Genomic DNA, 23,997 nt, shown 5'->3' with positions numbered 1-23,997 from the left:
TCCTAGAGAGAGACCCAAATGGGTCTCTTTTTTTATTCAAATAGCACTTCTCCTTTAACATCATAAAACAAAATTGGAAATCCTTCTCAAAAAGTGAGATAATTAATACTATAGAATCGTTCACACATATAAAAGTAAAAAACATAGGGGGACGACACATGCCAAGAATGGGGAACACTTTTTTAACAATTCAAGAACTAGAGAAGAAAAAAGAATATTTATTAGACCTGTCATCTGTTATACCAACATGGAATGCGAGCTATCAATTTTTATTTAAAGAAATCCAGCAAGAATTATTGAGTAAAGTAAATGAAAAAATCGAACAACATCAATTCATTTTAAATATATGTGCAGATCAACAGGTAGGGGCATAATGTATTACATACAATTGTAGTATAAAAAAAGAGACCTCAATCGGTCTCTTTTTTATTTTAAGATAGCCAATCTAATTTTTTAATCCCTAACTTATCAACTGGTAAACGAAGTGAGCCATAAAAGTGCTTCATAAATTGCTCAGAGCGGTTCACATCGTGTAAAATGGCTTCTAAGCGATCTCTATATATGCTTTTTTGTTCTTCGTTTCCAGTTTGGTAATATCGTTCGACTGTTTCAAAGTAGTGAAGTGGGAACAGGAGCCTTGCAAATAATAAGCGCCAACCAAATGAGGATAGCGAATAATTTCGTTCATAGTCTGTAACAAATTGAACGATTGTTTGCTCCCAGTCTTTCTTTTTTTCTATCATCATATAGCGGATTAATTCTGCCATATCTCGAGTTGGGTGATCATACACCCAGTCAAAAGGAAGTTTGAGGCGCTTCGTTTGATGCCATAATAAGGGTGTGAATCGTTCTTGGCAAATTGTTGCCGCATCAGTCATTTGCGGCGTATCATCCATCTCTGTATCGACAACATACTGGATCGCATTTTCTGCAACTCCTAAGTAATACGGGAAGGATTCAATAAACAATTGATCGAATACGTCTGTAGGGTGGTTCATCACTTGTGATTGCCAAAACTTTTCTAATTGATCGAGCCTTTTTTCCCATAACGCTTTCCATTCACCAATGCGGCTTAATTGCTCGATTTCTTCTGGAAAGAATGCTCCTCGTTTATGGAATATAGAAAGCTCACTTCCTAATGATGTAGCATGTCGTTCTAACGCACGCATACCTTTTAATAAGCAGTAATTTTGTTCTTCTATCTCACTTACATAGTAGCCGTGTATAGTCGGAACGAAAGTCGCTACAGTTATATCCCCTTGCTGGTTCATATAGTCACTGAGCTTTTTCATCTCTACAAGTACTTCTTCCTCCATATCTCCAATTGGAACAAGTACATAAATTTTGTTGCGAATCCAAAAGCTTTTATAGGGGCCAAGGGGGATTAATTCTTTAACATGCATGTGATAATGCTCATAAATATGATGAATCATCGCAGTCGCCACCTATGGTTTTTCTTTATATATATGAGCTTGTGCTCGCCTTTCATTCCTATGCACATGATAAAGCAACGAAACGTATACAAATACTAAAAAGAAAAAAAGGTGATAAACATGAAAGAATCAAATCAACTACAAGAAAGAGCATTGCAACTATTACAAGAGCGCGGTGTAACAATTGACGATATTGCTGAGCTTGTTCATTTTCTCCAAAAAAAATATCATCCAAATTTAGAGATGTCAGAATGCCGTTATAACGTTGAGCGTGTATTATCAAAACGTGAAGTACAAAACGCACTAATTACTGGTATCGAACTCGATGTTCTTGCTGAAAAAGGAATGTTAAGTGAGCCGTTACAAGATATCGTAAAACGTGATGAAGGCTTATACGGAATTGATGAAGTGATCGCACTTTCTATCGTTAATGTGTACGGCTCTATCGGTTTCACGAACTTTGGATATATCGATAAATTAAAACCTGGTATTTTAGAATACTTAAATGATAAATCAACTGGAAAGGTGCACACATTCCTTGATGATATCGTTGGCGGAATCGCTGCCGCTGCTTCAAGCCGTTTAGCGCACCGAGCTGATCATTCGGAGTAAAATACGAGAGACCGTCAGTTTCATACTGACGGTCTTTCATATTCCATAATCATAAATTCTCTTCCGCGACTCAAAAAAATAGGACCTTGCTGAAAACCTATGTTTTTATATAGCGTAATCGCTCTTGTATTAAATGTCGCTACACTAAGTCGAAACGTCTTCGGCTTATATTCTTTCGCTGCAAAGGCTACCCCAGCTTGAAAAAACAGATTTCCCAGCCCTTTCCCTGTTAACGCTGGCTTCATGCCAAGTCCGATATCAATTACATCTTCTCCACCATATAAATGAGCATCTCTTCCCTCTGGCACTTGTGCATTTTCCCCAAAACAAAAATAGCCGATAAACTCTCCCTTATCGTCACAACAGCCATAATACGTCCCATCTAATAATTCTTCTATTACTTCTTCCTCACCTGAAAAACTATACAAATCATAAGGTTCCTCATACGCCCACGTATTTATCTCATTTGCTTCTTCTACCGTTAACTTATATATATCCATCCTTCTCTCCCCTTATCAAATATTCTATATATACTCATTCATTTTTCACACCTCATTTCCCTCCAATCGAAATATGCATAATTGCATACGCACACCTATGAAACAAATGGTACAATTTTATTTGAATCGCTGTTGCTACACTTCTTGATCAAAGAAAAGGCGTTAAAACGGATATTAGCGCCTTATCAAACTCAAGCAATTGGCACATTTTGTCATCATGTAAGACACTCGAAAGAGTGTCTTTTTTTTTATATCTCACGAGGACTTACTCATTTCAACATATAAACACATAAAATAATGTAACTCTTTACATGCATGAATCCTTTCCTCAAAGTTTTGAAGCAGATTCAAAATAAAAAAGCACTCTTGGCTAGAGTGCTTTTTACTTTCAAATAAGGAGGTTCCATAGTATGGATAGTACTCTCGTATTTAACTTCGGCATTGGGATTGTTATCATTTTATTTGTTTTCTTTGTTCTTTGTATGAGCGGGGTATAGAAAGACGATTTTAGCCGTCTTTTTATACATACATATGTATCATTTGACTTCTACAAAAGAAGTAACCATAATAGTTACATAATTAGAAAACTATTCACATATCCACAAATAGGAGGAAGAACAATGAAACATGTAATCGTTTATGGACACCCAAATACAGAAAGCTTCAACCATGCGATTTTAGAAACGGTAAAAAGTGAATTAGAAGAAAAAGGTCATGAAGTACGCGTTCGCGATCTATACGAATTAAATTTCAATCCAGTATTAGACGCTTCCGATTTCATCTCATTTTCTCAAGGAAACACACCAGAAGATATTAAAGAAGAGCAAGAGCATATCTCTTGGGCTGATAGCATTACATTTATTTATCCAGTTTGGTGGGCGGGACTTCCTGCTATTTTAAAAGGATACGTTGACCGTGTATTTAGCCACGGCTTCGCTTATGCTTACGGTGAAAATGGTATTGAAAAGTTATTAAGCAGTAAAAAAGGCTTATTATTATCTACAATGGGAAATACGAAAGAGGCATACACAGCAGGCGGTATGTTTGAAGCAATGAAGAAAACATCGGATGTTGGTATTTTTGAATTTACGGGCATTAAAACAATTGAACATTCATTCTATACAAGTGTTCCTTCTGTGGATGATAATGTGCGTAAACAATATCTTGAAGAAGTAAAAGCAGTAGTAAATCGTGCGTTTTAAATACAATGATAGCGGCGATTTTTAAGTTATCTCGACGCTATCCACAACTGAATAAAAAAAGCTGTTCCACAGTTCGGAACAGCTTTTTTTCATTACATCTTCTCAATCCACTCCGTCAAGTTATGCACAACTTGCGTTGGTTGTACTTCATATTCTGTTAACTTCTCCACAGTTGTGACTCCAGTGTGGACAAGAAGCGTATGCATGCCAGCATTTACTCCCGCCAAAATGTCTGTATCGTAGTTATCCCCAACCATTAATGCTTCATCTTTTCCCACACCAAGCACTTTTAATGCTTGTTCCATAATGATTGATTCTGGTTTTCCGATAAAGATTGGATCCACACCTGTTGATACTGCTACAACTGATGTTAATGAACCGTTACCTGGTAATAATCCGCGCTCAGTCGGAATGGCAATGTCTCCATTTGTAGAAATAAATGTTGCGCCGTTACGTACAGCAAGACAAGCTTTTGCTAATTTTTCATATGTGATGTCACGATCTAAACCGACAACAACGAAATCAGGGTTTTCATCCACAAGTTCAAATCCTTTTTCCACAAGCGCATCATGTAAGCCCTCTTCACCAATCATATATACAGTTGCGTCTTGTTTACGTTCATAAATGAAGTTCGCAGTCGCCATACTCGTTGTGAATACTTGCTCTGCTTTCGCTGGAATATCGAAACGAACAAGTTTTTCTGCCACTTGTTCTGGTTTACGCGTTGAGTTATTCGTAACGAATAAATAAGGAATGCCGCGCTCTCCTAATGCTTTTACAAAGTCGCTCGCTTCTTCAATTTGTTCTTCTCCACGATACATCGTACCGTCTAAGTCAATTAAGTAACCTTTATACATCATTATGTCTCTCCTTCTATGCTAACGTTCTCACCTATCATACCACTCTTATATTACCCGCTTTTTCCAAAGAAAAAAACGCTTTACCTTAAAGCGCCCCATAACGTTCATTTTTTCTCTTTTACTTGGTAAGAACAACTACAATCGCCCTCACACATGTTTGCTAACGTCTTTACATCTGCTCCTGCAAATAAACGATTATACATCTCTTTTTCATCTTCACATACTTGCGGGAATCTCTCTGCGATTTCCTTTAACGGACAATTTTGTTTTTCAATTATGAAAGAGTTTTCTCCATCTCTCTTTATTTGAACCATATAACCATTTTTCTCTTGCATAGCTGCTATCTCTTGCACTTTATATGCTAAATTCTTTTGATTACTCACTCGCTTTTGCAACTGCTCTTCCATTCTCTTCGTTCTCTCTTTTAAAACGTGACGAAGTATTTTTTCATCACCCATCCGAGCTAAATCTTCTAGCATATCAATAGCAAATTGCTTATACTCCTTCGGGAATGTATCTTCTCCCTTTTCGCTTAATCCATACAAATAAGTTGGTCTTCCGACATGTTGTCTTACCATCTTGGAATAAATGAGACCATCTTTCTCAAGATTACTTAAATGTCTTCGAATCGCCATTTCGGTAATCTCTAAAACGTCAGCTAGTTCTGCTACTGTGTGCTCTCCCTTTACTTTCAACAATTGGACAATTTCATCTTTCGTCGTACGTGCTTCCCCCATGCTTAACCCTTCTCCCTTTTCTTTCTCACATACAATATAAGATCCCCAAAAAGGTACCTTGGGGATCTTATAAGCATAATTATTCTGGTACAAATGCAGATACAGGTCCTAATTCCTTCTCTAAATAACTGCGAATATTTGCTGGGTATTTCTCTACCACGGCAATATGTTTTTGAATCGTCTTATATAATTCATCATGATTCATTTGAATATAATCTTGCGTAAGCATTTTTCGAAGAAGAATCACTTCTTTCATTCCTTGTCCTTCTTCTGCACTTATCACTCGCTCGTCCATCAAAATATCGATAATATCTTCATAACTTCCTGGATCGCGCATAATAAATCCATCAATCATCGCATTCCCTACATCTAATACACTATCAATAATTAGATGAGTTATACGTTCTAATGCGTAAAATTCAAACTCGGTTTCATATATCTTTTTCTCTTGAAATGTACTTGTTGCTCGTTCTAAACATACTAGCATTTGTTCTATTTTCTTTCTGTCTACAAAATACATGAATGTCACCTACCTGGAAATTAAAGCATTTACATTTTAATTGTAACGCTTTCTTCTGAAAAAATCGACAATTTTTCGAATTCACCTTTTCTCCGTTATTTGTTATAGTTATATTTGTATGATTTTTGAAATTGGAGGAATGGAATCTTGGAACGTGAACTCGCACTAGAAATTGTCCGTGTAACAGAAGCAGCAGCATTAGCATCCGCACAGTGGATGGGCCGCGGAAAGAAAAACGAAGCAGATGATGCAGCAACTACAGCAATGCGTGATATGTTTGATTCAGTAAACATGGCAGGTACAGTTGTAATCGGTGAAGGAGAACTTGATGAAGCACCGATGTTGTATATTGGTGAAGAACTAGGAACAGGTAACGGTCCAGAAGTAGACATCGCCGTTGACCCATTAGAAGGTACAAACATCGTTGCAAAAGGTCTTGCAAATGCAATGGCAGTTATCGCAATCGCTGATAAAGGAAACCTTCTTCATGCTCCTGATATGTACATGGAAAAAATCGCGGTTGGTCCAAAAGCAGCTGGTAAAATTAGCTTAGATGATCCAATTGAAAAAACAATTGAAATTGTAGCAGAAGCTAACAATAAAAAGATTCGCGATCTAACAGTTATCGTTCAAGAACGTGAACGTCATCAAGAAATTATTGACCGTGTTCGTGCAAAAGGTGCACGCGTAAAATTATTTGGTGATGGTGATGTTGGTGCGTCAATCGCAACAGCACTACCTGGAACAGGTATTGATTTATTCGTAGGTATTGGCGGAGCTCCAGAAGGTGTTATTTCTGCAGCAGCATTAAAATGCCTTGAAGGTGAAATGCAAGCTCGCTTAGTTCCAATGAACGAAGAAGAAGAAGCTCGTTGTCGTGAAATGGGATTAGAAGACCCTCGTCAACTTCTTATGTTAGATGACTTAGTATCTGGGGATGATGCAATCTTCTCAGCAACTGGTGTATCTGCTGGTGAGTTATTAGACGGTGTTAAATTCCTTGGCGGCGATTTAGCTGAAACATATTCTATCGTTATGCGTTACAAAACAAGAACGGTACGATTCATTAAAACGCATCACCATTTAGATCATAAACCACACTTAAACTTAGATATTTAATAAAGGAGCCATGTGTATGGAAGAACGTTTCTTTCTGTACGACGATACAGTCGCTACAAGAACTCGTTTCGTTAGCTTTATGGGAGAAAATGAGCGTCATGATTTAGCGCTTTTATACTCTGATCGTCATTACGGTAAAACAATTGTCCTTGATATGCAGCGCAATAGATTTGCAATCATCGGTCCTGACGATTTAAACGAACCAGGCTACTTAGAGCATGCATTTTCTATGACTGAAGAAATTGCAGAAGAATTACGCTCATTTTTATTTGAACTTATATAATTTATCGTGAGCACCAGCTATGTTAGCTGGTGTTTTTTCGCTTTGAGTATTTTGAATTTTCAAACCAATATGTTATAATTAAGAATAAATCTATTTGGATAGAAAGGACGTTATCTACGTATGCCAACATTTACTTTGTAATGGACCAGCAATTGGATAGCATTACTCTCAAAAAAGCACCACGCTTTTTCAAGGGAGTAGTCTGCCCATTCCCATTACAAAGGAACGTAACGCATCTGTAGTATGATGTTTACGGAGGTTCCTAAGGGAACCTCCTTTTATTTTTGTCTATTTCTCATGTCTTCATACTACAAGACATCCAAATAGCTGTATTACGTTCCTTTACCAATCCTATAAGAGGTGAAGGAAAATGCAGAAAGTACAACTTTCTTGGAGTTTATATGAAAATGAGCAAAACACAATCGAAAAGTATTGTAAAAATTGCAGACGCAATACCCTATTTACTGACACGAATATTCGTAGGCATAACGCCAATGGAAAAAATATATACCGCTTTGCCATTTACAAATGTCCGAAAGATCATACGTGGAATCAAAAACTTCGTATTTATAAATCATTTACTGATCACGTTGAAACAGTCGACATGACGCAGCAAGATCAAACAGAAACAACTACTACCATTTCCATTACGCAACATAAAGAAAACGGCATAACTGAAATCACGATCGTATTAGATATCGTTTTCGGTTTACACCGAATCGATAAAGCCTTATCCACATATATTTCTGACTGGAGCCGTACACGCATTGTGGATAAAATTAAAAATGGGGATATTCAATTGAACGGGCAACAAATGAAACCAAACGCACTACTTTCTGAAGGCGATTCTATTTCAATTTGTTTGTGAGCAAGTAAAAAAACCTCTTACGATCGTAAGAGGTTTTTTTTATTTCTTCACTTTTCGTAATACGAAGTGTGCACAACCGAAGTTACAGTACTCGTATAAATACTCTGATAAAGTACTAATTTTCGTATCATATGTCGAACGTTGATTACTATCATCAAAGAAACCGCGCAATCTAAGTTGCTCATAACCCCAGTCCCCAACGATGTAATCATATTTATTTAAAATTTCTGCATAACGCTCTTTAAATGCTTCTTCACTAAAACCATCACGAAAGTTTTTAATTACTTCGTACTGAACATTATTAATGCTCACCGTAGCATGCATCTCTTGCTCTTGCTTTTGCTCCATCATTAACTTCCTCTCTAAGCATTCTTCTTTTTATCGTATCACAAAGCATACCAACCAACAATTTCAAATACAAAAAATTGAAAATTAGTGCATGCTATGGAGAAGGAGGTGATACATCGTGAAAAAACAAATTATACTCTCTCTCCTCACTCTTTCCTTATTTGCAGGCTGTCAATCAACGAATAAAGCCGAAATGGAACGTGAAGAAGGAAGTCGTGTTCTTGTTTCCAATAAAAACGACATGTATCATACGGAAAATACAAATACACGATTAACGAGAGTCGGTTATTCATCTAAACAAAAGCATGAAGTATCTAACAAACAAGTAGGAGCCATTAACCGTGAGAAAGTCGCTGAAATGATTACAAGCATGACAGTCAAACTTCCTGACGTTACAAACGCTGCTACGCTCGTTACCGATGATGAAGTATTTGTTGTATATCGTGCAAACACAACGGATCCAAAACTCGTAGCAGATCAAGTATATAAAGCTGCTTTGTCCATCGTCCCTCGCTATTATAAAGCATATGTATCAACAGACCAAAAGTTGATTTCTCAAATTCAAGGACTTCAATCTGGTGCTTTAAATGATACAGAATATACACAGAGCCTCGACATGCTAAAACGGGAAATGAGTAAAAATCCTCATTTGAATAATACGGGGGATCAGACTTTGAATGATATGATTAAAAAATAAAGAAGATGGAGAAAACCTCCACCTTCTTTATTTTTTACTATTTCTTACGATCCGCATAAACCTCCATCGCATCACACATAAACTGTGCTAATCCTTCGCCAAACTTATCAATATTTTTCGTGAAGCGCTCATCAGCGACGTACATTTGACCGAGTCCTTTAAAAGCATCTAATGAATATTCACCGAAGTTTTGCAAGTAATCGTACCATACTCCTATTGCTTCCTGTGCCTCTTTAGAATCTGGTGCGTCGTGTCTAAGCGCCGCTAAATTTCTGTAAATCGTATTGAACTCTTCTTGATTATCTTTTGACATACCTTTTGCATATTTGTTCGCTTTATCTACAGCTGCGTCTCCCCATCTTTCACGCGCTTCTTCTTCGTACGGATTATGGCTGAAATCGAAGCCTTCAAATTTCTCTTTGTTCGTCATTTCAATCTCTCCTTTTGTATGTTGAATTGTTTTATCAATCGTCGCAATCACTTTATCTAACCTGGCACGCTTTTCAATAAGCATTTTCTTATGAAGCTGTAGCGCTTCTTCTCGGTCAAATGATGGACTCATGATAATTTCTTTAATCTTCTTCAAAGGGAAGCCTAACTCTTTAAAAAATAAAATTTGCTGCAATGTCTCTAAATTTTCATTGGAATACAGACGATATCCAGACTCTGTCGTCTCTTCTGGGGTTAACAACCCAATTTCATCATAATGATGCAGTGTGCGCACACTAATTCCAACTAAATTAGCTACTTCTTTTACCTTCATTGTCATCTGTATCTCCCCCTTAATACATACGATAAAGTATGACGCAACGTTAGAGTCAATAAATACATTCATTTTTTGTTAAAAGTTTCATCTCCACTATATTTCATGCATAATAGATATGTACATATATTAGAAAGCGGTGAAAGTATGGTTTCAAGTACGGTAATTGCCAGTATCACAATTCAACTTGTGCTTTCGATTCTGGTACCTATTATTGCGTTTGTTTATTTTCGTAAAAAATATCATATTAATTGGAAAGTAGTCGGCGTTGGTGTTCTTATTTTTATTGGGTTTACCCAAATTCTCGAAACACCGTTCCACCTATTTATGCGTGGTAATCCGGCAATCGCTCCAATTTTAGAAAATCCATTTGTCTTTGCACTTTATGGCGGACTAACTGCTGGTGTTTTTGAAGAACTAGGTCGTTTCGTTGCCTTTTACTACTTATTGAAAAAATATCGTGAGTATACAGACGGTCTTGCATACGGAATTGGCCACGGCGGTATTGAATCGATTTTAGTTGGCGGATTTGCGGGGCTTCAAACTCTTACCTTCGCAACATCTATTAATAACGGTAGCTTCGCTCAAATGGTTGATCAATATCCACAGTTAATCCATATTAAGGACTTGTTAATAGAGCAACCTGCTTATTTATACTTATTTGGTAGCCTAGAAAGAATTATGGCATTAGTACTGCAAATCGCCTTTACAATGCTTGTCTTATACGCAGTAAAACAGAAGAAATATATCTTCCTTGTTTACGCTATATTATTCCACGCATTTGTAGACTTTTTCGCGGCGCTTTACCAAACACAAACAATCAATATCTTTGTTGCAGAAGGAATTACCCTTCTCTTTACAATTGGTGCTGTCATTCTTATTCGTAAAATGAAAGAAAAATTAATGAGTGTGCCAGCGTAAAAATAACCCACCAGTTGGTGGGTTATTTTTTATATGGCTTATCACAATGATTATAACTTTTTCCCTCTTGCAGCTTCCTCTTCGTTTCTGCATCTAAAACAATATACTTATGAAATTCGTCTGCTTCGTTTTGAGAAAAGGACGCGAAAAAATAAACTTGGCGATCAGGGTGAATAAAAGAATCTTGAAACACCACACTACTCCGACAACCCACAGCTGTTTTTTGTAGGAAAGAAAATTCTTCATCAGGCACTTCTTTAAATGAGATTTTTTTTCGAACGCTATATGCTGCATTTTTATATTCTTTATACACCTTTTCATCTAACTGTTCATAAAACACATCTTCACTCACAAACGATTTATTTCGGTTGCTTGGATAATTTAATTTTGTATTCGATTCTGCATATGTTGTGGACAAGTGTATTAAAAAACACAAACTGAATACGATACATATCAATTTTTTCATCATTGCACCTCAAATGTTAATTATCCACATTACTTTTCCACATATTAAAATCATTATGCCGTTTCCGATAAAGTGAAACTTTAATCAGTGGGGGTTTTCTTCATCCCCCACTGATTATTAGTTGAACCAATCGGACTTTTATGGGCAGTTGATCCCCCCTAACTTCTTTGCTTTCGCTGAATTTTGAGGTGGGGTCTTACTGCCCATTAAAGCGGGATAAAAAGGAATTTTTTCCACATTTGTCGAAGTATATAGCGTCAACTTGAAAGATGGGGATGAATTATGAAGAAATTAATTATAATACGACATTGTTCAGCAACTGGCCAAGAACGTGATGCCGAATTAACGATTGCAGGAAAAAACCAAGCCAGCACCCTTGCGACATTCCTCTTAGAAAACCAACTACAAATAGATCATATTATTTCAAGCCCATTTGTGCGAGCTATCGATTCTATTCGGCCCTATGCGCTCCAAGCTAACTTGTCTATCCAAGAAGATGAAAGATTAGCTGAACGCATACTAAGCGACGTTCCAATGGACGATTGGATGCAAAAACTAGAATCTACTTTTACAAATATAGATATTGCCTTTTCAGGCGGAGAGTCGACAAAACAAGCAACGGACCGTGCTATATCGCTTATCCAAGACGTTTTAAAATTAAACCATACTACAACACTACTCGTTACACATGGAAACTTACTTACGCTCATTTTAAAGCACTTTGATCATACGATTGGTTTTAATGAATGGAGAGCTCTAACGAATCCTGATATTTACGAAATTAAAATTGATGAACAATATGTCCTAAAACGATTATGGGAAGCACCGTCCGAGTAATATCTCTTTCCAACACATTCAGTTGACGCCACGAGAAGAAACTGTACTAACAATAGAAAGGGGTATCACTCCATATGTACGAAGATGTACTTGCTTTACTACATAAAACAAATGCTTCTTACGAAAAGTTTGAACACGAACCAGTACTCAATTATGAAACAGATCGTATCGTACGTGAAAGGCTTGGCTTACACGGCACTCCAAGTAAAAGCTTATTTTTAAAATCAAAGTCGGGAAATTATTACGTATTTTTTACGTTAGAGGGCACAAGACTCAACCGAGGAGAGATGAAAGAAATAACAGGAGAAAGCTTATCTCTCTGTTCTCCCGATGAGCTAAGAGAAGAAACTGGCTGTACGCCAGGATGTGTCGCTCCTTTCGGTTATTCACAGCATGTAACGCTTATTGTGGATTGTGCGATTTATACTTACGACAAAATTTTAATTACACCTGGTGTACCTGAATTTACAATTGAATTATCCACAGAGGAATTAAAGAAAATCTTATTAACATGCCCGAATACTGTTTTAGAATATAAACAAAAAGAGAGCCAATGATCGGCTCTCTTTTTTCATTATTTTGCTTCTGCTGTTTTTTCTTTTGCAGAACGAACCTGCTCGTCCGCATGGTAAGAAGAACGCACAAGTGGACCAGCTTCACAGTGGCTAAAGCCTTTGCTAAGTGCAATTTCTTTAAGCTCTGCAAATTCTGCTGGTGGGTAATATTTAAGAACTGGTAAATGCTTCTTAGATGGTTGTAGGTATTGTCCAAGAGTTAAAATATCCACATTGTTTGCACGTAAGTCATCCATTGCTTCAATTAAATCTTCTCTCGTTTCACCTAAGCCCACCATAATGCTCGATTTAGTTGGAATATCAGGCTGCATTTCTTTCGCTCGACGTAAAAACTCTAATGAACGGTCATATTTTGCTCTAGCGCGAACTCGGTTAGATAATCGACGTACTGTTTCAATGTTATGGTTTAAAATATCTGGTTTTGCATCCATTAACATTTTTAAGTTTTCTTCTACTCCACCCATATCAGATGGTAATACTTCGATTGACGTAAATGGATTTTTACGACGTACAGCACGTACTGTTTCAGCAAAAACAGCTGCTCCCCCGTCTTTTAAATCATCACGTGCAACCGCTGTTATAACAACGTGCTTTAAGCCCATTTGTACTACAGAATCTGCTACGCGTTCTGGCTCTTGTAAATCAAGCTCAGTTGGTAAGCCTGTTTTAACCGCACAAAAACGACAAGCACGTGTACAAACCGCACCTAAAATCATAAATGTTGCTGTTTTTCTTACAGCCCAGCATTCATGAATATTCGGACATTTTGCTTCTTCACAAACTGTATGAAGATTCTTAGAACGCATCATTTTCTTTAAGCCTGTATAGTTTTCATTCGTGTTTAACTTAATTTTCAACCATTCGGGCTTGCGCTTATATTCTGTTTGTTTTGTCATGGTTATCAACTCCGCACAATATGAAATAGTTTACCGTGTTCGCTTCTTTCAATGTAACATATCTATTCTAACGTATGAAAGCGATTTGCTCAAATGAAGATTCTAAGATTTTTTCCAATCGTTCCCTATAATGAAATACTCCGTATATCCCACACTAAAAAGAGTGATGTTGTGAAAGGAGTCTATTTCATGCTTCGAAAAATTTCTCTTTTGCTTTCGATTTGCTTTCTTCTCCACCAAAACATCGCTTACGGTGAAGATAATCAGCAAAGCATATACGAAAAGCGCATGGTACTATATAAAGAAACCGAGCAATCTTCAGGCATTCCGTGGTATTACTTAGCTGCAATGGATCAATATGAAAGAAATATACGGAGCGTAAGAAAAGATATTCCGAAAAAACCAGATGCCATCATTTCCCTTTATTTCAAACCCGAAATATGGGCTGGACCTGTTAATGGTAACGACACTCTCCCCCATACAATTTCTTTATTTGGCGGGATGGGTTTAGATGGTGACAAAGATGGATTTGCAAATGCAAATAACGACCGTGATCTTTTGCATACAGCAGCAACGATTTTAAAGAAACAAGGAACGTCCGAAGACCGTGTTCACATTATGCTTTGGGAGTATTATAGACGTGCGAAAACAGTTGAATTAATTACCGAATACGCCCAAATTTATAAACATTATGGACGTATTAATTTAGAAGGAAATGCTTTCCCACTTCCAATTCGTAGCGACCATAGCTACCGTAGTACTTTTGGCGCTGGAAGAAGTTTTGGTGGAAGAAGAGTTCATGAAGGAACCGATATTTTTGCAGGCTATGGCGTACCAGTAAGATCCACTTGCTATGGCATCATTGAAACAAAAGGCTGGAACCGCCTTGGTGGATGGCGTATCGGTATTCGCGACCTACACAACAATTACCATTATTACGCTCATTTAGGCGGATTCTCAAAAGAGATACAACTTGGACAAATTGTTGAACCCGGAAAAGTAATCGGATTTGTCGGTAGCACCGGTTATGGACCTCCCGGTACAGCGGGAAAATTTCCTCCTCACTTACATTTCGGCATGTATAAAGACAATGGCTATACAGAATGGGCTTTCGATCCATACATGCATTTAAGTCTTTGGGAGCGAAAAGAACGCGCGAATACAAAACGATAACCGTAGCAATATGCTACGGTTATTTTTTATATTTGGCTAACTATCCGTTTTCTTTTTATCAGGTACAATAACACTTCCGCTTCCGTAATACGTAGGCACTTCCCCTTGAACAATGCGCGTTGCAATCGGAACATCTTGTTTTACTTTTATTTCTTTCGTATGAAATGGAATAATCACTTGCAACGTGACTTCCATCTCCATAATAATTTGAATCGCTGTCGTATTGATCCCGTGCGGTTCAATTTTTTGTTTAATATCCGTATTCACATGACCAATCGTCGTGAAATCAATTGGAATATCAGGTCCTATATTTCCAAGAAGCGCATTATCCGTTACACGACCAAAAGGAACTGCCATCGTTGCTCCATTTTTTTCAGAAATACCTAGCCCCTTCAAATCACCTTGTTCTACTTGCTGTAAATATTTTTCTATGTATGTGGTCGTTGACGTTACGATTTCATTTACTTGCTTCGTATTTAAATTAATTGTGGATACTTTCCCGTTTTTATCATTTTGTACTTTCATTAATGAATCGACATCGAATCCTTCATTCATTCTATCTTTTACCGCCTTCGTCATAATCGCTGTCGCCATTTTATGCGTCTCTACTTCTCCATATTTAAGTAATGTCGGCTGAATGCTACTATTCACAATCCATAATCCTTGCACGAGTAATATAACAAAAAGAATAAACGACATAAGCAGTATGTACCGAAAGGAAATAGGTCCCCTTCGAAACCGCGAATTTTTCGAACGAAATATACTCATAAAAAAACCTCCTTCTTATATCATTTCTATGCAAGAAGGAGGGACGATATATGCTTATCTCATTTTTAATAATGCTTCTTTTCCGATTGTACCGGCCGTAATACCTAAAGCTTCGGCTTCAATCGTTACTGATTCTAGCGGTGCTTCAAGAAGTTGTTCAATCGTTCTTACACCAACCGCACGGCCAGCAATAATTCCTCGATCACCTAACTTCTCATTTAAAAGACCTACATCTAATGCACCGCACATAATATATCCTTTATCGCTCATTACAGCTAGCAAATTTGTCTTTGGAAGTTTGACGCTAACCGCAATAAACGTATAATTATCGATTATAATTGGCTCCACATTAACCATAGTTCACACTCCTCTCTTTCTTATCTGTATGACAAGAGAAAAATGAGTGTTACAAGTTAACTAGCCTATAGTTTGACGGAAGATGTATGAGTTATCAACACGTCTGTTAACACATCTCTAAGTAGTTCCGGCATATAATATTGTTTGTCAGAAAGTGTGGATAGCTCTGGGTATAAGTAGCCGAATGTAAACATATCAATCGTTCCTACTGTATATATGCGATCTAATTCCAGCGATTCCCCGTTAATCAATACATCTTCGAGTAAAATTTTATTCCCAGGAATCGTATCTGGAATAACTTCTACACCAGCGTAAATCATTTTCCCCATCACTTTCCCGCGAAATCCAAATCCTTTTACCTCAAGGTTCTCCATATTCGGACGGCGCGCTTTCAAAATAACTTCTCTTAACGTTTTTCCTGGCACTTTTAATAAACATGGATTAATGGGATGTGGACAAATTCTGTGAATATCTCCGCGCGTCACAACACCTTCATTTAATCCCTCTAATAGCACACCAGCGTTCACCATGCCGATTTCTGCACCACACCACGTTTTCAGCGCACTTGCTAACATGTGCGAAAATGATGTCTCCTGAAACCAATCGACCGGTAATGCTTCCTTTACATGAACGACAGGCTCGGCCATAATCTGTTTACTTTCTTCCTGCAGCAATTCAATTGTGGATAACGGTTTGCTATAAGCACCTAAACGTTCTGTCTTAATCGCTCTACCGTCTTTTTTCAACAGCTTCTTCGTCTCTTTATCCACAGTAAGCTGGACGTGCCCAACGTAACGTCCCCACTTTTCACAACAACAAAGTAACGTATTATTCATAAGAACGCCACGCTCAAATAAATGGTGCGTATGTGCCCCTAAAATAACATCTACATCATAATGCTCTGCCATATACTCATCCATGCTTTTTCCAAGATGAGAAAGGACAACTGTAACATGAGCCTCATCTCGCACTTCTTCTAAAATAGACTCTAAATGGATAAGCGGATCTTCAATATGCCAATCGAGCATTTGATAAAACTCTGGATAAGCTACCGTTAATCCGATAAAAGCAATCGTAATCCCGTCTGTCGTCGTATGTAATTTATAGGGCTTCGCCCACGCTGGACGTACCCCTTCTTTTTCAAATAAATTCGCAACGAGCACCTCAAATCCAGCATCATCATATAGACGATTCAAATGCTCCTTCGCTAACGTAATGCCTTCATTATTTCCGATCGTTACATAATCATATAACGCCTCATTTAAAAGCTTCGTATTCCCAAGGCCATTTGTCGCTTCCGAAATACTATGAAAACGATCCACATGATCACCGATATCAACCGTCAAAACAGTCTCTCCCGCTTCCTGTCTTCGCTTTTTCTCCCCTAGAACAAACCGAGAAATTTGCGGCCAATTTTCAAAATGACTATGTATATCGTTTGTATGATAAAGATGGATGATTGTTTCTTTATTTATATTCAGAGAAAAAACCTCCTCTCAGTTCCTTACTGCCATTTACGCTATGCGTACGCAATAATCCTGTAAATACTTTTCGTCTTTTCTTGCTATTTTACATTGTACTCGCATTGAGAGAAAAAGCAAAAGATTGCCCTTTTTGATAGGAAAACTTTTTCTAGTTTGTGTAAGGGTTTTAGGTGGAGGAGGTGTTTTTTTTGTGGTTGGGGTTCGGGAGGGGGATTTGTCAAAAAGTTTAACCGAGTTTTTTATGGTTATTTTTCTGAGTGGTTTAGCAAGCAATTTGGTGGATTCTCCAATCGGATTTGTCAGTATCTTTTCCTTACTTCCAGTCGTTCTCTTTTCATATAAAATGTTGCGGGGTATATGAAGAATTTCTTTTGTCTTACTTTGTCGATAAGTCGATATTCCTTGTCGAATCGTCGATATATTTGAAAAATCGCTGATATATTTAACTGAACACCCGCCTGGGTATCCGATCCTGAACTAACCTAAACTGAATCGACCCAAACACAACATAAAAAAGCGCCCTGCATAGCAGGGCGCTTCCACTTTATATATTATCCAGTTCCAGCGGCTAGAATGTTCGGTGGCTTCACTTCTTCCCCCTCACATTCTGAACGAGCCGCTTCCACTTTAAATATTAACCAATAGAACCTTCCATCTCAAACTTGATTAGGCGGTTCATTTCAACTGCGTATTCCATTGGAAGTTCGCGTGTGAATGGCTCGATGAAGCCCATTACGATCATTTCTGTAGCTTCTTGCTCAGAAATACCGCGGCTCATTAGGTAGAATAATTGTTCTTCTGATACTTTCGATACTTTTGCTTCGTGCTCAAGTGAAACGTAATCGTTTTTGATTTCGTTGTAAGGAATTGTATCAGATGTAGATTGGTTATCCATGATTAACGTGTCACACTCGATGTTAGAGCGAGAGTTTTTCGCTTTTGGTCCGAAGTGTACGATACCACGGTAAGTTACTTTACCACCATGCTTCGCAATCGATTTAGAAACGATTGTTGAAGACGTGTTTGGTGCTAAGTGAATCATTTTCGCACCAGCATCTTGGTGTTGGCCTTTACCAGCAATCGCGATAGATAATGTTAAACCACGAGCGCCTTCGCCTTTTAAGATAACTGCTGGGTACTTCATCGTTAATTTAGATCCGATGTTACCGTCAATCCATTCCATCGTTGCGTTTTCTTCACAAACCGCACGTTTTGTAACTAGGTTGTATACGTTGTTCGCCCAGTTTTGGATTGTTGTATAACGACAATACGCATCTTTCTTAATGATGATTTCTACTACCGCACTGTGAAGTGAGTTAGTAGTGTAAACAGGTGCTGTACAACCTTCTACGTAGTGTACGTGTGCGCCTTCGTCTACGATGATAAGCGTACGCTCGAATTGTCCCATATTTTCAGAGTTAATACGGAAATACGCTTGAAGTGGTGTATCCACTTTAATACCTTTTGGAACGTAGATGAATGATCCACCAGACCAAACTGCAGAGTTTAATGCAGAGAATTTGTTGTCTGTTGGTGGGATTACTTTTCCGAAATGCTCACGGAAAATATCTTCGTTCTCTTTTAATGCGCTATCTGTATCTTTGAAGACGATTCCTAGAGCTTCTAGGTCTTCTTTCATGTTGTGGTATACAACCTCAGATTCGTACTGTGCAGATACACCAGCTAAATATTTTTGCTCAGCTTCTGGAATACCTAATTTATCAAATGTTGCTTTAATTTCATCAGGTACTTCATCCCAAGACTTCTCAGATTTCTCAGATGGTTTTACGTAGTACGTAATTTCATCGAAATCTAAGTCGTTTAAGTCGCCGCCCCATTGTGGCATTGGCATTTCATAGAACTTATCCAGTGATTTTAAACGGAAGTCTAACATCCACTGTGGTTCTTCTTTCATACGTGAAATCTCTTCAACGATCTCTTTTGTTAAACCGCGTCCAGCACGGAAAATCGAAACGTCTTTGTCTTTGAAACCATATTTATAATCGCCGATATCTGGCAGTTGCTTCGCCATGTTGGTGTGTCCCTCCTTAGATAACCTCGTTTTTAGGAACCTTTAACATTACTTATCTTCGTTTAAGCCCTTTTCTAACGCTTTCCACGCTAATGTTGCACATTTAATACGTGCCGGGAACTTGCATACGCCTTGTAATGCTTCAATATCTCCTAAATCAATGCTGTCATCGTACTCTTTTCCTAGCATCATGTCAGAGAAAATTTTAGAAAGCTGAAGTGCCTCTTCAATTTTCTTACCTTTTACTGCTTGTGTCATCATTGAAGCTGAAGACATTGAGATGGAACATCCTTCTCCTTCAAACTTCGCTTCTTGCACAATACCTTCTTCTACTTTCATCGTAAGTTGAATACGATCGCCGCAAGTTGGATTGTTCAAGTTAACTGTAACACTATCTTCTAACACGCCATTGTTACGAGGATTCTTATAATGATCCATAATAACTTGACGATATAACGTATCTAAATTATTAAATGACATTTGTGAAATACTCCTTTGTCTTGATTAGCGATTCAACAAATGTATCAATTTCTTCTTTTGTATTATATAAATAGAAGCTCGCACGTGCTGTAGAAGAAGCTTTCAGCCACTTCATAAGCGGTTGTGCACAGTGGTGTCCTGCGCGAACCGCAATGCCTTCTACATCTAATACTGTCGCTACATCGTGAGGATGTACGTCTTCAATATTAAATGTAACAAGACCAGCGCGATGCTTTGGACCATAAATTGTAACGCCATCTACTTCTGATAGTCTTTCTAAAGCATATTGCGCTAATTCATGTTCATGCTTTTCAATATTATCAAGACCGATTTCTTCTAGGAAATCAATTGCCGCTCCAAGTCCAATTGCATTACCGATAATCGGTGTACCTGCTTCAAACTTCCACGGAAGCTCTTTCCAAGTAGATTCTTGTAAATCTACGAAATCAATCATTTCACCGCCAAATTCAATTGGCTCCATATTGTTCAGCAATTCTTTTTTACCATATAATACGCCGATACCTGTAGGTCCGCACATCTTATGAGCAGATAATGCATAGAAATCACAGTTCAAATCTTGTACATCCACTTTCATATGAGGTGTACTTTGTGCACCGTCAACGACCATAATTGCGCCGTTTTCGTGTGCGATTGCTCCGATTTCTTTTACAGGGTTAATCGTTCCAAGCACGTTTGAAACTTGCATAATAGAAACGATTTTTGTATTCGATGTAACTGTTTGACGAACATCTTCTAAAGAAATTGTACCGTCTGGTTGAAGCGGAAGGTATTTTAAAGTTGCACCAGTTTTCTTCGCAACTTGTTGCCACGGAATGATGTTACTATGGTGCTCCATGTAAGAAATAACGATTTCATCGCCTTCTTTTACATTTTCAAGACCATAGCTAGCCGCTACTGTATTTAATGCAGTTGTCGTTCCGCGCGTGAAAATAATCTCTTCCATTGATTTCGCATTAATAAACTTGCGAACTTTCTCGCGTGCACCTTCATACGCGTCGGTAGCTTTCGTACCGAGCGTATGAACACCGCGATGCACGTTAGAATTATATTCTTTATAGTAACGTTCTAACGTTTCAATGACTTGAATTGGTTTTTGAGAAGTTGCTGCACTATCGAAATATACAAGTTGTTTGCCGTTCACTTTTTGATCAAGAATTGGAAACTGTTTGCGTATTTCATGAATATTCATTAGCGAACTTTCCTTTCAATTACCTCAACAAGCTGTGCTTTTACTCCTTCAATTGGAAGCTCATTTACTACAGGTGCTAAGAATCCATGGATGACTAAACGTTCTGCTTCGCGTTTTGGAATACCACGGCTCATCAAGTAGTATAATTGGTACGGATCTACGCGGCCTACTGAAGCTGCGTGACCTGCCATTACATCATCTTCGTCGATTAAAAGAATTGGGTTTGCATCACCGCGTGCTTTTTCATCTAACATAAGAACGCGAGAAGATTGTTGTGCATTTGATTTAGATGCACCGTGTTCAATCTTACCAATTCCGTTAAAGATAGATGTTGCACTATCTTTTTGTACACCGTGTTTTAAAATCCAACCTTCAGAGTGTTTACCGAAGTGAACAACTTTAGTTGTAAAGTTTTGCGTTTGGTTACCACGGCCAATTGTTACTGTTTTCGTATCAGCATATGAACCGTCGCCCATTAAGTTTGTAACGTTCTCTGAAATTGTGTTTCCGTCATTCATAAGGCCTAGAGCCCAATCAATGCGGCCGTCGCGTCCTACAACACCGCGGCGGTTAACGTAAGTTGTTACGTCTTTCGCTAATAGATCAACCGCACCGAATTTCACTTGTGCGCCTTGTTCCACGATTACTTCTGCTACGATATTTGCAATACCTTTAGCATTTTCATTTGCAACGTAGTTTTCTACATAAGTTGCAGTACTGTTCGCATCAGCTACGAATAATACGTGGTTATATACGTTAGCTTCTTCGCCGTCTACTAAGAATACAGCTTGAAGTGGAGTTTCAAGAACAACGTTTTTCGGAACATATACGAATGCACCGCCGTTGATTAATGCAGCATGAAGTGCAGTTAAACGATGCTCGTCTACCTTCACGCCGTCTTTCATTAAATACTTTTGTAATAGTTCAGCATGCTCTGTTGCAGCTGTTACGATATCTGTAAAAATAACACCTTTTTCTTTTGCTTCGTCTGCTAAAGAAACGAACGCAGTTGTACCAGTACGTTGTACTAATACGCTGTTATTTTCATCGATTAAGTTTTTCACTGCCTCTGGAAGCTCTGTTAAAGAACTTACAGGCTCTTGCTTAGCAGCGTCGCCTTTTCCGATAAAGTCCCATTTCTCAATTTTCGTTTTATCAGGCGTTGGCATTGGAAGTTCAGTTGCTTGTGCAAGAGCTTGTAAGCGGAACTCAGTCAACCAAGCAGCTTCGTTTACTTCGCTTGCGCGTTGACGGATTGTTTCTTGATCGAAAGGTAATGTACCGATTGTCATGTTTATGCTCCTCTCTTACGCTTCTTGCTCTGTTGTTTCGTCTTCAATACCTAATTCTTTTTTAATCCAGTCATAACCTTCAGCTTCTAGACGTTGTGCAAGCTCAGGGCCACCAGATTTAACGATACGACCGTTCATCATAACGTGAACGAAGTCTGGAGTGATGTAGTTTAATAAACGTTGGTAATGCGTAATCATTAGGCAACCGAACTCTTCGCCACGCATTTGGTTAATACCTTTAGATACAACTTTTAATGCATCGATATCAAGACCTGAGTCGATTTCATCTAAGATTGCGATTTTTGGCTCAATCATCATTAATTGAAGAATTTCGTTACGTTTTTTCTCTCCACCAGAGAAACCTTCGTTTAAGTAACGTTGTGCCATTTCTGGATCCATTTCTAGGAATTCCATGTTTTTATCTAATGTACGGATAAATTTCATAAGAGAAATTTCATCGCCTTCTTCACGACGTGCGTTAATTGCAGAACGTAAGAAGTCAGCGTTTGTTACTCCGCTAATTTCACTTGGATATTGCATTGCTAGGAATAGACCTGCTTGTGCGCGCTCGTCTACTTCCATTTCTAATACATCTTCACCGTCGATGATGATGCTACCTTCTGTTACTTCATACTTTGGGTGACCCATAATCGCAGAAGATAAAGTTGATTTACCTGTTCCGTTAGGTCCCATAATTGCGTGGATTTCTCCACCTTTTACTTCAAGGTTTACACCTTTTAAAATTTCTTTGCCATCAATTGATACGTGTAAGTCTTTAACCGTTAATGTAGAACCAGCCATCTCAATACCTCCATTAATCCTATATATACATTTTAAAAATTCCTAAAACGTTCATATTCTCATTTTATTCTCATTCTAATCTTATATCAAATAAAATGATATCGCAAACGACGAAAAAAAGTAACAATTTTTTCACAAATGTATATAAGTATTTCCCTTGCATCCTTATATAATACACCTTTCTTCTTATTTATATAAAGAAAAAAGGACTGGAAATTTTCCAGTCCTTTCCTTGTGTTTATTCACTTACCGGAAGCACAGCACCTTTATATTCTTTATTAATAAAGTCTTGAATTTCTTTTGAATGCAATACTTCTACTAACTCTTTAATTTCTTTTTTCTTCTCGTCACCTTTACGAACTGCAATAATATTTGCATAAGGAGAGTCTGATCCTTCAATCGCAATTGCATCCTTTGTTGGATTTAATTTTGCATCAATTGCGTAGTTTGAATTAATAAATAAAGCATCGCCTTCATTATTTTCATACAGCTTTGGTGACAATCCAGGCTCTACATCTGTTTTAAACTTTAAGTTTTTCGGGTTTTCTACAACATCCTTTACTGTTGCCTTAACAACATCTACGCCATCTTTTAATTTAATAACGCCGCCTTTTTGTAACAATGCGAGCATACGGCCACGCTCCGCTACGTTATTACTCATAATAACTGTTCCGCCATCTGGAAGTTCTTTTAAGCTTTTATATTTCTTAGAATAAATGCCCATTGGCTCTAAATGGATTTTTCCTGCGTTTACAATTTTATA

General features: G+C 37.9%; 28 protein-coding genes and 1 pseudogene. 11 read left to right on the top strand and 18 right to left on the bottom strand.

The window, feature by feature from the left end; translation table 11 throughout:
* Positions 1 to 158 precede the first annotated feature (158 nt).
* Positions 159 to 374 carry a hypothetical protein gene (locus tag MR113_RS21870; protein WP_001137787.1) on the top strand — a complete coding sequence of 72 codons (216 nt, stop codon included), beginning with the start codon at positions 159 to 161 and terminating at the stop codon, positions 372 to 374.
* A gap of 57 nt (positions 375 to 431) precedes the next feature.
* Here the strand turns inward: MR113_RS21870 and yutH are convergent, their stop codons facing one another.
* Positions 432 to 1,433, bottom strand: a complete 1,002-nt coding sequence (yutH, locus tag MR113_RS21865; RefSeq protein WP_098375254.1) for a spore coat putative kinase YutH — start codon at positions 1,431 to 1,433, stop codon at positions 432 to 434.
* Positions 1,434 to 1,553: 120 nt separating this feature from the next.
* Here yutH and MR113_RS21860 point away from each other — a divergent pair, with 120 nt between their 5' ends.
* Entirely contained in the window at positions 1,554 to 2,045 is a 492-nt protein-coding gene (locus MR113_RS21860) for a phosphatidylglycerophosphatase A family protein (protein ID WP_000665102.1), read from the top strand.
* A gap of 20 nt (positions 2,046 to 2,065) precedes the next feature.
* Here MR113_RS21860 and MR113_RS21855 read toward each other — a convergent pair whose 3' ends face one another.
* Positions 2,066 to 2,545 carry a GNAT family N-acetyltransferase gene (locus MR113_RS21855; RefSeq protein WP_242256817.1) on the bottom strand — a complete coding sequence of 160 codons (480 nt, stop codon included), beginning with the start codon at positions 2,543 to 2,545 and terminating at the stop codon, positions 2,066 to 2,068.
* A gap of 620 nt (positions 2,546 to 3,165) precedes the next feature.
* Between MR113_RS21855 and MR113_RS21850 the strand changes: the two genes are divergently transcribed.
* Entirely contained in the window at positions 3,166 to 3,747 is a 582-nt protein-coding gene (locus MR113_RS21850) for an NAD(P)H-dependent oxidoreductase (RefSeq protein ID WP_242256815.1), read from the top strand.
* A 92-nt stretch (positions 3,748 to 3,839) separates the two neighbouring features.
* Here the strand turns inward: MR113_RS21850 and MR113_RS21845 are convergent, their stop codons facing one another.
* From MR113_RS21845 to MR113_RS21835, 3 genes are all read right to left on the bottom strand, one after another.
* Complete coding sequence (locus MR113_RS21845; RefSeq protein WP_242256821.1) at positions 3,840 to 4,604, bottom strand: TIGR01457 family HAD-type hydrolase; 765 nt, start codon at positions 4,602 to 4,604, stop codon at positions 3,840 to 3,842.
* A gap of 107 nt (positions 4,605 to 4,711) precedes the next feature.
* On the bottom strand, positions 4,712 to 5,344 hold the full coding sequence (locus MR113_RS21840) for a helix-turn-helix transcriptional regulator (RefSeq protein WP_242256813.1): 633 nt from the start codon (positions 5,342 to 5,344) through the stop codon (positions 4,712 to 4,714).
* 79 nt (positions 5,345 to 5,423) lie between these two features.
* Positions 5,424 to 5,864 (bottom strand): DUF86 domain-containing protein, encoded by a 441-nt coding sequence (locus MR113_RS21835; RefSeq protein ID WP_061678031.1) that lies wholly within the window; start codon positions 5,862 to 5,864, stop codon positions 5,424 to 5,426.
* Positions 5,865 to 6,011: 147 nt separating this feature from the next.
* Here MR113_RS21835 and glpX point away from each other — a divergent pair, with 147 nt between their 5' ends.
* The 3 genes from glpX to MR113_RS21820 all read left to right on the top strand — a co-directional run bounded on the left by glpX (position 6,012) and on the right by MR113_RS21820 (position 8,134).
* Positions 6,012 to 6,983 carry a class II fructose-bisphosphatase gene (gene glpX / locus MR113_RS21830; protein WP_242256811.1) on the top strand — a complete coding sequence of 324 codons (972 nt, stop codon included), beginning with the start codon at positions 6,012 to 6,014 and terminating at the stop codon, positions 6,981 to 6,983.
* A 16-nt stretch (positions 6,984 to 6,999) separates the two neighbouring features.
* On the top strand, positions 7,000 to 7,266 hold the full coding sequence (locus MR113_RS21825; protein WP_000392616.1) for a DUF3055 domain-containing protein: 267 nt from the start codon (positions 7,000 to 7,002) through the stop codon (positions 7,264 to 7,266).
* Between the two features lie 370 nt (positions 7,267 to 7,636).
* A complete protein-coding gene (locus MR113_RS21820; RefSeq protein WP_242256809.1) occupies positions 7,637 to 8,134 on the top strand; it encodes a cytoplasmic protein in 498 nt (165 codons plus the stop codon).
* A 39-nt stretch (positions 8,135 to 8,173) separates the two neighbouring features.
* On the opposite strand, the gene MR113_RS21815 is transcribed toward MR113_RS21820, so the two are convergent.
* Positions 8,174 to 8,485, bottom strand: coding sequence for a YutD family protein (locus MR113_RS21815; RefSeq protein WP_002003766.1), 312 nt, complete (start codon positions 8,483 to 8,485; stop codon positions 8,174 to 8,176).
* Between the two features lie 115 nt (positions 8,486 to 8,600).
* Between MR113_RS21815 and MR113_RS21810 the strand changes: the two genes are divergently transcribed.
* Positions 8,601 to 9,179: a YhcN/YlaJ family sporulation lipoprotein gene (locus tag MR113_RS21810; protein ID WP_002191082.1), complete on the top strand. Its 579-nt coding sequence runs from the start codon at positions 8,601 to 8,603 to the stop codon at positions 9,177 to 9,179.
* 37 nt (positions 9,180 to 9,216) lie between these two features.
* On the opposite strand, the gene MR113_RS21805 is transcribed toward MR113_RS21810, so the two are convergent.
* Entirely contained in the window at positions 9,217 to 9,948 is a 732-nt protein-coding gene (locus MR113_RS21805; RefSeq protein WP_242256808.1) for a MerR family transcriptional regulator, read from the bottom strand.
* 99 nt (positions 9,949 to 10,047) lie between these two features.
* Here MR113_RS21805 and MR113_RS21800 point away from each other — a divergent pair, with 99 nt between their 5' ends.
* The gene (locus tag MR113_RS21800) at positions 10,048 to 10,863 is read left to right on the top strand and encodes a YhfC family intramembrane metalloprotease (protein WP_242256807.1); all 816 of its coding nucleotides are present in this window, start codon (positions 10,048 to 10,050) and stop codon (positions 10,861 to 10,863) included.
* A gap of 22 nt (positions 10,864 to 10,885) precedes the next feature.
* Here MR113_RS21800 and MR113_RS21795 read toward each other — a convergent pair whose 3' ends face one another.
* Positions 10,886 to 11,329: a hypothetical protein gene (locus MR113_RS21795; RefSeq protein WP_242256806.1), complete on the bottom strand. Its 444-nt coding sequence runs from the start codon at positions 11,327 to 11,329 to the stop codon at positions 10,886 to 10,888.
* A 282-nt stretch (positions 11,330 to 11,611) separates the two neighbouring features.
* Between MR113_RS21795 and MR113_RS21790 the strand changes: the two genes are divergently transcribed.
* Together MR113_RS21790 and MR113_RS21785 are read left to right on the top strand one after the other, a co-directional pair.
* Positions 11,612 to 12,166, top strand: coding sequence for a histidine phosphatase family protein (locus MR113_RS21790; protein WP_242256804.1), 555 nt, complete (start codon positions 11,612 to 11,614; stop codon positions 12,164 to 12,166).
* A 74-nt stretch (positions 12,167 to 12,240) separates the two neighbouring features.
* Positions 12,241 to 12,723, top strand: coding sequence for a YbaK/EbsC family protein (locus tag MR113_RS21785; RefSeq protein ID WP_242256803.1), 483 nt, complete (start codon positions 12,241 to 12,243; stop codon positions 12,721 to 12,723).
* A gap of 17 nt (positions 12,724 to 12,740) precedes the next feature.
* Here the strand turns inward: MR113_RS21785 and lipA are convergent, their stop codons facing one another.
* Positions 12,741 to 13,637, bottom strand: a complete 897-nt coding sequence (lipA, locus tag MR113_RS21780; protein ID WP_000166375.1) for a lipoyl synthase — start codon at positions 13,635 to 13,637, stop codon at positions 12,741 to 12,743.
* A 189-nt stretch (positions 13,638 to 13,826) separates the two neighbouring features.
* Between lipA and MR113_RS21775 the strand changes: the two genes are divergently transcribed.
* Positions 13,827 to 14,810 (top strand): M23 family metallopeptidase, encoded by a 984-nt coding sequence (locus MR113_RS21775; RefSeq protein ID WP_242256801.1) that lies wholly within the window; start codon positions 13,827 to 13,829, stop codon positions 14,808 to 14,810.
* 36 nt (positions 14,811 to 14,846) lie between these two features.
* On the opposite strand, the gene yunB is transcribed toward MR113_RS21775, so the two are convergent.
* The 9 genes and pseudogenes from yunB to metQ all read right to left on the bottom strand — a co-directional run.
* Positions 14,847 to 15,578 carry a sporulation protein YunB gene (yunB, locus tag MR113_RS21770; RefSeq protein ID WP_242256799.1) on the bottom strand — a complete coding sequence of 244 codons (732 nt, stop codon included), beginning with the start codon at positions 15,576 to 15,578 and terminating at the stop codon, positions 14,847 to 14,849.
* Between the two features lie 54 nt (positions 15,579 to 15,632).
* Complete coding sequence (locus MR113_RS21765) at positions 15,633 to 15,935, bottom strand: YunC family protein (RefSeq protein ID WP_000248463.1); 303 nt, start codon at positions 15,933 to 15,935, stop codon at positions 15,633 to 15,635.
* A 65-nt stretch (positions 15,936 to 16,000) separates the two neighbouring features.
* Positions 16,001 to 17,392, bottom strand: a complete 1,392-nt coding sequence (locus MR113_RS21760) for a bifunctional metallophosphatase/5'-nucleotidase (RefSeq protein WP_313895084.1) — start codon at positions 17,390 to 17,392, stop codon at positions 16,001 to 16,003.
* Between the two features lie 661 nt (positions 17,393 to 18,053).
* On the bottom strand, positions 18,054 to 19,451 hold the full coding sequence (gene sufB, locus MR113_RS21755; RefSeq protein ID WP_001118824.1) for a Fe-S cluster assembly protein SufB: 1,398 nt from the start codon (positions 19,449 to 19,451) through the stop codon (positions 18,054 to 18,056).
* Between the two features lie 48 nt (positions 19,452 to 19,499).
* A complete protein-coding gene (gene sufU / locus MR113_RS21750) occupies positions 19,500 to 19,931 on the bottom strand; it encodes a Fe-S cluster assembly sulfur transfer protein SufU (RefSeq protein ID WP_000009525.1) in 432 nt (143 codons plus the stop codon).
* The gene (sufS, locus tag MR113_RS21745) at positions 19,921 to 21,141 is read right to left on the bottom strand and encodes a cysteine desulfurase SufS (protein WP_063222137.1); all 1,221 of its coding nucleotides are present in this window, start codon (positions 21,139 to 21,141) and stop codon (positions 19,921 to 19,923) included. The genes sufU and sufS overlap by 11 nt, the downstream gene beginning before the upstream one ends.
* A complete protein-coding gene (sufD, locus tag MR113_RS21740; RefSeq protein ID WP_000152177.1) occupies positions 21,141 to 22,433 on the bottom strand; it encodes a Fe-S cluster assembly protein SufD in 1,293 nt (430 codons plus the stop codon). The genes sufS and sufD overlap by 1 nt, the downstream gene beginning before the upstream one ends.
* A gap of 15 nt (positions 22,434 to 22,448) precedes the next feature.
* The gene (sufC, locus tag MR113_RS21735) at positions 22,449 to 23,234 is read right to left on the bottom strand and encodes a Fe-S cluster assembly ATPase SufC (RefSeq protein WP_000929163.1); all 786 of its coding nucleotides are present in this window, start codon (positions 23,232 to 23,234) and stop codon (positions 22,449 to 22,451) included.
* 238 nt (positions 23,235 to 23,472) lie between these two features.
* Positions 23,473 to 23,997 (bottom strand): annotated as a pseudogene (gene metQ / locus MR113_RS21730) (methionine ABC transporter substrate-binding lipoprotein MetQ); the annotation flags it as partial.

Source organism: Bacillus cereus group sp. BfR-BA-01379 (assembly GCF_022663605.1).
GTDB classification, from domain to species: Bacteria; Bacillota; Bacilli; order Bacillales; family Bacillaceae_G; genus Bacillus_A; species Bacillus_A mobilis.
Note: the sequence above shows the minus strand (reverse complement) of the source record. Positions and strands in the feature narration are given on the sequence as shown.

Coding starts and splice junctions, on each gene's coding strand:
- MR113_RS21870 (WP_001137787.1), top strand. CDS start 159: ATGCCAAGAATGGGGAACACTTTTTTAACAATTCAAGAACTAGAGAAG.
- yutH (WP_098375254.1), bottom strand. CDS start 1,433: ATGATTCATCATATTTATGAGCATTATCACATGCATGTTAAAGAATTA.
- MR113_RS21860 (WP_000665102.1), top strand. CDS start 1,554: ATGAAAGAATCAAATCAACTACAAGAAAGAGCATTGCAACTATTACAA.
- MR113_RS21855 (WP_242256817.1), bottom strand. CDS start 2,545: ATGGATATATATAAGTTAACGGTAGAAGAAGCAAATGAGATAAATACG.
- MR113_RS21850 (WP_242256815.1), top strand. CDS start 3,166: ATGAAACATGTAATCGTTTATGGACACCCAAATACAGAAAGCTTCAAC.
- MR113_RS21845 (WP_242256821.1), bottom strand. CDS start 4,604: ATGTATAAAGGTTACTTAATTGACTTAGACGGTACGATGTATCGTGGA.
- MR113_RS21840 (WP_242256813.1), bottom strand. CDS start 5,344: ATGGGGGAAGCACGTACGACGAAAGATGAAATTGTCCAATTGTTGAAA.
- MR113_RS21835 (WP_061678031.1), bottom strand. CDS start 5,864: ATGTATTTTGTAGACAGAAAGAAAATAGAACAAATGCTAGTATGTTTA.
- MR113_RS21825 (WP_000392616.1), top strand. CDS start 7,000: ATGGAAGAACGTTTCTTTCTGTACGACGATACAGTCGCTACAAGAACT.
- MR113_RS21820 (WP_242256809.1), top strand. CDS start 7,637: ATGCAGAAAGTACAACTTTCTTGGAGTTTATATGAAAATGAGCAAAAC.
- MR113_RS21815 (WP_002003766.1), bottom strand. CDS start 8,485: ATGATGGAGCAAAAGCAAGAGCAAGAGATGCATGCTACGGTGAGCATT.
- MR113_RS21805 (WP_242256808.1), bottom strand. CDS start 9,948: ATGACAATGAAGGTAAAAGAAGTAGCTAATTTAGTTGGAATTAGTGTG.
- MR113_RS21800 (WP_242256807.1), top strand. CDS start 10,048: ATGCATAATAGATATGTACATATATTAGAAAGCGGTGAAAGTATGGTT.
- MR113_RS21795 (WP_242256806.1), bottom strand. CDS start 11,329: ATGAAAAAATTGATATGTATCGTATTCAGTTTGTGTTTTTTAATACAC.
- MR113_RS21790 (WP_242256804.1), top strand. CDS start 11,612: ATGAAGAAATTAATTATAATACGACATTGTTCAGCAACTGGCCAAGAA.
- MR113_RS21785 (WP_242256803.1), top strand. CDS start 12,241: ATGTACGAAGATGTACTTGCTTTACTACATAAAACAAATGCTTCTTAC.
- lipA (WP_000166375.1), bottom strand. CDS start 13,637: ATGACAAAACAAACAGAATATAAGCGCAAGCCCGAATGGTTGAAAATT.
- MR113_RS21775 (WP_242256801.1), top strand. CDS start 13,827: ATGCTTCGAAAAATTTCTCTTTTGCTTTCGATTTGCTTTCTTCTCCAC.
- yunB (WP_242256799.1), bottom strand. CDS start 15,578: ATGAGTATATTTCGTTCGAAAAATTCGCGGTTTCGAAGGGGACCTATT.
- MR113_RS21765 (WP_000248463.1), bottom strand. CDS start 15,935: ATGGTTAATGTGGAGCCAATTATAATCGATAATTATACGTTTATTGCG.
- sufB (WP_001118824.1), bottom strand. CDS start 19,451: ATGGCGAAGCAACTGCCAGATATCGGCGATTATAAATATGGTTTCAAA.
- sufU (WP_000009525.1), bottom strand. CDS start 19,931: ATGTCATTTAATAATTTAGATACGTTATATCGTCAAGTTATTATGGAT.
- sufS (WP_063222137.1), bottom strand. CDS start 21,141: ATGAATATTCATGAAATACGCAAACAGTTTCCAATTCTTGATCAAAAA.
- sufD (WP_000152177.1), bottom strand. CDS start 22,433: ATGACAATCGGTACATTACCTTTCGATCAAGAAACAATCCGTCAACGC.
- sufC (WP_000929163.1), bottom strand. CDS start 23,234: ATGGCTGGTTCTACATTAACGGTTAAAGACTTACACGTATCAATTGAT.